General features: G+C 69.5%; 4 protein-coding genes and 2 pseudogenes. 4 read left to right on the top strand and 2 right to left on the bottom strand.

Features of this window, described 5'->3' with window-relative positions; translation table 11 throughout:
- The 3 genes and pseudogenes from MKK75_RS08595 to MKK75_RS08585 all read left to right on the top strand — a co-directional run.
- A pseudogene (locus MKK75_RS08595) lies at positions 1-520 on the top strand (hypothetical protein); the annotation flags it as partial.
- A gap of 97 nt (positions 521-617) precedes the next feature.
- Entirely contained in the window at positions 618-1904 is a 1287-nt protein-coding gene (locus tag MKK75_RS08590) for an MFS transporter (protein ID WP_244042171.1), read from the top strand.
- A 262-nt stretch (positions 1905-2166) separates the two neighbouring features.
- Positions 2167-3135 (top strand): zinc-binding dehydrogenase, encoded by a 969-nt coding sequence (locus MKK75_RS08585; RefSeq protein ID WP_244042172.1) that lies wholly within the window; start codon positions 2167-2169, stop codon positions 3133-3135.
- Positions 3136-3298: 163 nt separating this feature from the next.
- Here the strand turns inward: MKK75_RS08585 and MKK75_RS08580 are convergent, their stop codons facing one another.
- Entirely contained in the window at positions 3299-4561 is a 1263-nt protein-coding gene (locus MKK75_RS08580; protein WP_244042170.1) for a hypothetical protein, read from the bottom strand.
- Between the two features lie 399 nt (positions 4562-4960).
- On the opposite strand from MKK75_RS08580, the gene MKK75_RS08575 reads away from it, so the two are divergent.
- Positions 4961-6448, top strand: coding sequence for an amidase (locus tag MKK75_RS08575; protein WP_244042169.1), 1488 nt, complete (start codon positions 4961-4963; stop codon positions 6446-6448).
- 359 nt (positions 6449-6807) lie between these two features.
- On the opposite strand, the pseudogene MKK75_RS08570 reads toward MKK75_RS08575, so the two are convergent.
- A pseudogene (locus MKK75_RS08570) lies at positions 6808-7333 on the bottom strand (6-bladed beta-propeller); the annotation flags it as partial.

Here is a 7333-nt window from a genome sequence, read left to right as displayed (position 1 = left end):
GAAGGTCGTCGTGCTGGCTCACACCGCGACCAGCTACACGCTCGGGCAGGCCGAGGAGGCCGCCCTCGTCGCGCGGATGGAGCAGCGCTACGCCACGCGCTTCATCACCGCCTTCGGGAGCGTCGTGGCCGGGCTCCGGCATCTCGGCATCCGCGCGATCGCCTTCGGCACGCCCTACGCGCTGGAGGCGACCCTGCAGGGCAAGGCGCTGCTCGAGGCGCACGGCTTCGCCGTGGTCAATCACGGTAATCTGCCGGGCGTGCGCAACATCTACGACGAGACGGCGGAGCGAGCCTACGGCCTCGGCCGCCTCGTGGACCATCCCGACGCCGAGGCCCTGGTGCTGAGCGGCGTCGGGATGCCCACCCTGGGGACGATGGCCACGCTGGAGCGCGACATCGGCAAGCCCGTGATCTCCGCGACCTCGGGCATGATGTGGAACGCCCTGCGCGCGGCAGGCCTGCGTGAGGCCATACCGGGGTACGGCGCCCTGCTGGCGGGAGCCACTGGGTCGGCCTGAGGGGCACTGAACGCCCCCGTAGCGATGCTGGGCACGTCGCCGCGTGTGGCGGCTTAGACAACGGCCGGAAGCCTCCTTGCGGACACGAGCGACAGCCATGGGTTGGTACGGCCAATTGGATGCGACCGAACGCCGGACGTTCTGGGCGTGCTTTGCCGGCTTCGGCCTCGATTCCATGGACAACAGCATCTACGCGCTGGTGATCCCGGCCCTGATCGCCACGCTCGGCCTCACGCGGCCCGAGGCGGGCTACCTCGCGACCGCGGCGCTGTTGGGCGCGGCGGTGGGGGGCTGGGGCGCCGGCGTGGCGGCGGATCGGATCGGCCGGATCCGGGTCCTGCAATGGACCATCCTGTGGGTCGCGCTCTGCACCTTCGGCGCCGCGTTCGCGACCGGGTTTGCGCCGCTGGCCCTACTGCGCTTCGGCCAGGGCATGGGCTACGGCGGCGAGGCGGCGGTCGGGGCCACCCTGATCAGCGAGGTGGTGCGACCCGCCCTGCGCGGGCGCGTCGCCTCCGCGGTCAGCAGCGGTTATGCCGTCGGCTATGCGGGTGCCGTGGCGCTGTTTCCGGTCATAGCCAGCCTATTCCCGCAGGAACTCGGCTGGCGCGTGTTCTTCGCGATCGGGCTTGTCCCGGCCGCGGCAGTGTTTCTCATCCGCCGGTTCGTGCCGGAATCCGGCGTGTACGCCGAGAATGCCGCGGCACACCAGAGCGGCGGACCCGAGGCGATCTGGCGGATCTTCGCGGGCGCGCAGCGGCGGACGACGCTCATGGCGGCCACCCTGTCGACGGGCATCTTCGGCGGCAACTACGTGATGATCATCTGGCTGCCCACGTACCTGCGGACCGCGCTCGGCTTCTCGACCGCGGCCAGTGCGGGCTACCTCGCCGCCAACATCGCCGGCTCGCTGGTCGGCCCCCTTCTCTACGGCCAGTTGGCCGACCGAGTCGGCCGGCGACCGGCGTTCGGCGCGTTCCTGCTGCTGCAAGCCCTCAACGTCAGCCTGTACGTGTTCGCCGCGCCGAGCCTCGGCCCGTTGATCGGGCTGAGCTTCGCCCTCGGCGCCTGCCAGAATGCCCTGGCGTCGGGCATGACGCCGACCTTTGCCGAGCTGTTCGAGACGAGCCTGCGGGGGAACGCGCAGGGCTTCTGCCTCGGCGGCGGCCGGGGATTTGGCTCGGTGATGCCAGCCTTGGTCGGTCTCATCGCCGCGGCCGCTCCGCTGGGTACGGCGATGGGCGCGTGCGCTTTGGGTGCCTACGCCGTCGCCCTGGCCGCAACCCTGGCGCTGCCCGAGACGACCGGCGTCGAACTGGGGCGCGTCGACGAACCGTTACCGGTGCGCGGTGATGATCCGAGCCAGCCCGGTAGGTCGCGATAGCCGGTCACGTGGGATGGTCTACGATGCTCGCCGCGATCCGGCTGATCCGCACTGCGCCGCGGACCTCCAGCGCATCCGAGCCGGATCCTCCAGATGTGCCCGTCAGCAACGCCAAACGCCGAACGACAGCGAGCCGGGACAACGGCAGGAGAGACCCATGGACATCGATCGACGCGTCCTCCTGGCCGGCGCGGCCGCGCAACTCCTGCCCGCCCGCGCCGCCATGGCCGAGGATCGCCCCATCGCCCCGGCCGCGGCCCGGATGAAGGCCATCGTGGTCGGACCGGAGGGGCCGAGCCTCGCCGAGACCGACATCCCGGCGCCGACGCCGACGGAGGTGCTCGTCAGGGTCCGGGGCGCCGCCCTCAACCGAGCCGATCTCTCCGTCGCCGCGGGGCAGCCGCACGGCCCGACCGGTGGGCCTGGGGCGATCCCGGGGCTAGAATGGGCCGGGGAAATCGTGGCAGTCGGCGCAGGCGTGAGCGACTTCCATCCCGGCGACCGCGTCATGTGCTCCGGGGCCGGCGGCTACGCCGAGTATGCCGTCGCGGATCACGGCCGGACCCTCCCGCTGCCCGCAAACCTGTCGTTCGAGGTCGCCGCGGTCCTACCGGTCGCCCTGCAGACGATGCACGACGCGCTCCTCACGCAGGCGCACCTGCAGCCAGGCGAGACCGTGCTGATCCAGGGGGCGAGTTCCGGCGTCGGGCTGATGGGGCTGCAGATCGCCCGGTGGCGCAAGGCCTCGGTGGTGATCGGCACGTCGCGAAGCCCCGAGCACCGCGTGCGCCTGCCCGAGTTCGGCGCAACCCTGGCCATCGACACCCGGGATCCGACTTGGCCCGAGCAGGTACGGGCGGCGACCGGCGGCCGGGGCGTCGACGTGATCATCGATCAGGTCTCCGCGCCGGTCGCCAACGGCAACCTGCAGGCTGCGGCCGTGCTCGGACGGATCATCAACGTCGGCCGGCTCGGAGGAGGCCGGGGCGAGTTCGATTTCGACCTGCATGCCACGAAGCGCATCAGCTACATCGGCGTGACCAACCGCACCCGGTCGATCGAGGAGCAGCGCGCCATCACCGCGCGCGTCCGCGCGGATCTGTGGCAGGCGATCGCGACCGGAGGTTTCAGCCTGCCGATCGACAGCCGCTATCCGCTGGCGGAGGCGCCGGCCGCGCTCGCGCGCATGAAGGCGAACGAGCACTTCGGGAAAATCGTTCTGAGTGTCTGATGCCTCGTCGCCCTCGTTGGACCTGCGCAAGTCGGTCCTGCGCGGGGGCGCTTCTCGGCTTGACCGCCGCGCTTCACCCGGTGCGCGGCGGCTCGTTCTCAATCCTGCCAACAGGGGCCGGTGTCCACCGCTCGTTCATCGACGACGCGGTGGTCACCCGATCTTAGCCTTTCGCCGGAGCAGCCGGGAGCGCGGGCTTCGTCTCGCCACCTCCAAACCAACCGCGGACCGTGCCGAGGATGTCGCTCGGGATAACGACCCAGGATGGCAGGAACCCCGACGCGTTGCCATTCCAGCGCCCGGCGAGCGTCTGTCGCGCCTGCGCGTCCGAGCGGCGGATCTCCATGTCGAGGATCCGCTCCTGGATCGGCAGCGTGGCAAGCTGCGCCTGACCCGACTGCGCCCGCTTGTTGGCCATGAACGTGTCGTCGATCGCCGCCTGGATCGCGGCGTTCTCGAAGTTCAGCTCGTCGGCAAAGCCCAGCGTCGTCACCGTGAGGCCCATCGGCGCAAATTGATCGATTACCGCCTTCTCGACGGCCGCCATGATCTCGGCCTTCTGGTGGATCGCGTCGTCGGTCGCACGGCGACCGAACTCCCGCGCGAGCGCGGCCTGCACGGTGCGATGCACGTTGCCGTCGACCACCTCCGCGAGCGAGCGGCCGTAGAGCACAGAGGCGAACCGCGCCTCGTCCGTGTCCTGGGCGGCCGGCTTGGTGCCGAACCAGTACAGGAACTTGGCTGCGTCCTCCTCCTTGACGAAGGCCGAGATGACGACCGAGGTCGACAGCCCGATCGAGTCGGCGGTCTCGAACCGGAAGCCCTGGTCGGCGCTCGACGTGCCGCGGCTGGCCGAGGTCGTCCACTCGCGCGACACCGGCGTGCGGTCGACGATGATCAGGCGGGCCGCTGGCACGTAGTAGTCCGACAGCGTGCCGGTGTTCGGCAGCTTGGTGTGCGGGATCTGCACGCGCTTGGCCGCGACCTTGCTCTCGGCGAGAAAACGCTCCGAGCCGAACTGCGCTTGGCCAGTCTTCGTGTCCCCGCTCTCCGGGATCATGAAGGCCGACTGGTTGGGCAGGATCTCGATGTACTCGCCGTAGTCGTACTTGCTGAAGTAGGCGTGCGCCGGCTCGGGCGCGGCGGCGGTGCCGAGCCCGAAGAGGAGGACTGCGAGCGGCGTACGCCGGGCGGGTACGAGCCAGATCACGGCGAGGACGGCGAGCAGAGCCAGGAGCGGCAGGGTCGAGCCGCCGGCGAGGTCGGATGCGATCTGCGTCTTGAGTGGGCTGGCCGCACTATCGGACAGCTGCTCCACGGCGACGCGGCCTGCAGCCAATCCGGCCTCGGTCGAGGCGAGCCGGGGCAGGCCGGCGAAGACGGCGATAGCGCCGAGCGAGAGGCCGGCGCGGATGAGCGTGGACATGGGAAGTCTCGGTGGTTCCGTGCCCATGATGGGCGCCGGCGATATCAGTGTTCGCGGTACCCTCGGGCAGTGGTCGACTCGCGAAGCTCGGCCTTGAGCCGACCGGCGGCATGGAACTTCCCACGGAATGCTTGATCGCAGGCGCTGCGCCTGGTGGTCAAAGTCTCAGGCCGCCACCGACCCCATCGCATGCGTCTTGCCGCCGGATCCTTACCGGTCTGGCTTCAGCACCTTCCCGTGAGCGTTTCGCCATGGACTGGCGGCCCGCGCGTCGATGAAGCACTCCTGCCGAGCGCCTGAGCTTTGCTGGACGACCTGGGCGACAATGGGAGCCACGGTCTGGATGCCGGCGCGACTCTCGCGAGGCCGATCCGGCAACCCGGCGTAGAGGAAAGGGACATGATGGCAGACCGGATCAACCGCCGAGATGCACTCATCGGCATAGCCGCCACCGGTGCCCTGCCGGCGATCTGTCCTGGACCAGCCATAGGTGCGACCGGCTCAAGCACGACCGCGGTCGAGCTAGCTGCCGCGATCCGGAGCGGCCGCCGCTCGGCGCGCGAGACCGTTGACCTTCATCTCGATCGCATCGCCGCGGTGAACCCGCGCTTGAACGCCGTGGTTCAGCTCACTGCCGATGCGGCCCGTCGGGAGGCGGACGAGGCCGACGCGATGCTGGCGCGTGGTCAGGTCAAGGGGCCGCTCCACGGTGTTCCGGTCACCATCAAGGACACGCTTGAGACGGCCGGCACGATCTGCACGGGCGGTACCCTCGGACGGGCGAACTACGTGCCGAAGGCCGACGCCACCGCCGTCGCGAGACTGCGGGCGGCCGGAGCGATCGTGCTGGGCAAGACCAACGTGCCGGAACTGGCCGGGGCCTTGGAGACCGATAACCTCGTCTACGGGCGGACCAACAATCCCTACGATCTCGCCCGCACCCCGGGTGGAAGCAGCGGCGGCGAAGCCGCAATCGTCGCAGCGGCCGGCTCGCCGCTCGGCCTCGGGACCGATGCGGGCGGCAGCATTCGCGTGCCGGCGCATTACTGCGGCCTCGCCGCGCTCAAGCCGACTTCGGGCCGCGTGCCGCGGACCGGCCAGTTCCCCCGGCCGATGGGCGCGCGCAACGCCGTCTTCCACGTCAGCCTGATCGCCCGGAGCGTGGATGATCTGGCGCTGGCCCTGCCAATCATCGCCGGGCCCGATTTTCACGACTACACCATAGTCGACTTGCCGCTGCTCGATAGCCGTGCGGTCGACCTCTCGAAGTTGAGGCTGGCCTTCTTCGACGACGACGGGCTCGCGCCGCCCACCGCCGAGATCGCGGCGGCCGTTCACCACGCGGTCGAGGCACTGGCGCTGGCGGGCGTGACCGTGACGGAGCGCCGCCCGCCGGATGCGGCCAAGGCCGGGACCATCTACTACGACATGACGCGCGGCGACGGCGCGGCCGGTGTCCGGGCCTTCCTCAAATCGGTCGGCACCGAGCGGATCTCGCCGCTGTTCGAGCAGTCGCTGCAGTCGCGCTCCTCACCGGCGATGGGGAGCATCACGGAGGCGCTCGCCGCGTTCAACCGGTGGGATGCCTACCGGAACGCGATGCTAGCCTTCATGCAGGATTACGACGCGCTGCTCTCGCCGGTCCTGCCGTACGCGGCACCACGGCATGGCACGAGCTTCGACGAAGAACTGCAGAAGGGCGTCGGCTACGCGCAGATGCACAATCTGACCGGTTGGCCATCCGCGACGGTGCGCGTTGGGACATCGCCGGAAGGCCTGCCGCTCGGTGTGCAGGTGGCGGCTCGGCCGTGGCGGGAGGACGTCGCGCTCGCCCTCGTCCGACAGCTCGAGATCCGCTTTGGCGGATGGACCGCACCCAACCTGTAGGTGGGGGCCGCGAGTTCCATGAGATGGCGGCGGTACCGACCGGTGGGTATCCAGTCCGCCTCGCCGCCGAGTGACACCCGATCCAGGCATTCGAGAAGATGCGAACCGTCAGCGGCTGTGCCGCGCCTCGGGCTTCACTTCCTCTCGGATGAGCGCGCATTGGCGCTGCCGTAGAGATGCGTCGGCTGTAAGAGTGCCGTTGTCCGAGCAAGATGAGCGTTGCGCGCCTCTTGTGCCAGGTAGCTTCGTTCGGTGACGGGGCACTCCGCTCCACACCGCCGATTTCGTGCCGATCGCCCGACACGCTGCCCAGCCTCCCGATCGCCGAAGCGTGAGCATTGTCGTGGCGCCACCGGCGATCACGGATGTAGGACCAGCTTCTGCGGGCGCCAGTTCAGCAGTTCGCCGACGTAGATCTCGTTCTCGGACGGGCAGGCGATCTCGTGGATCCAGCCGAACTGCTTGAGCTGTTTGCCCGTCTCCCCGAGCACGCCCAGCACCTTGCCGTCGAGCGACAGCTTGTAGATCCGCCCCGGGAAGGCGTCGGCGACGTAGAGGACCTGCTTCGGTCCGGGTGTGATGCACAAGGCCCAGGGCGCGCCCGGCGTGAACAGGTCGACCGTGGTGCGGTCCTTGGCCGGCTTGCCGCGGATGATGGCGCGCGCCTTGTCGTTGTCGAACGGCACGTCGAACTTGATCATCCGCTGGATGTGGCAAGCGGTGTCCATCACCTGGATCCGAGCGTTGCCCCGATCGGTGATGTAGTTGTTGTCGTTCGCGTCGGAGTCGATCGAGTGCAGGGTGCGGAACTGACCCGGCTCGGTGCGGTAGCTGCCGTAGGAGTCGACCCAGTTGCCGTCCTTGTCGATCTTGGCCACGCGTGAG

Origin of the sequence: Methylobacterium sp. J-030, assembly GCF_022829545.1 — a bacterium.
Classification (GTDB): Bacteria; Pseudomonadota; Alphaproteobacteria; order Rhizobiales; family Beijerinckiaceae; genus Methylobacterium.
Note: the sequence above shows the minus strand (reverse complement) of the source record. Positions and strands in the feature narration are given on the sequence as shown.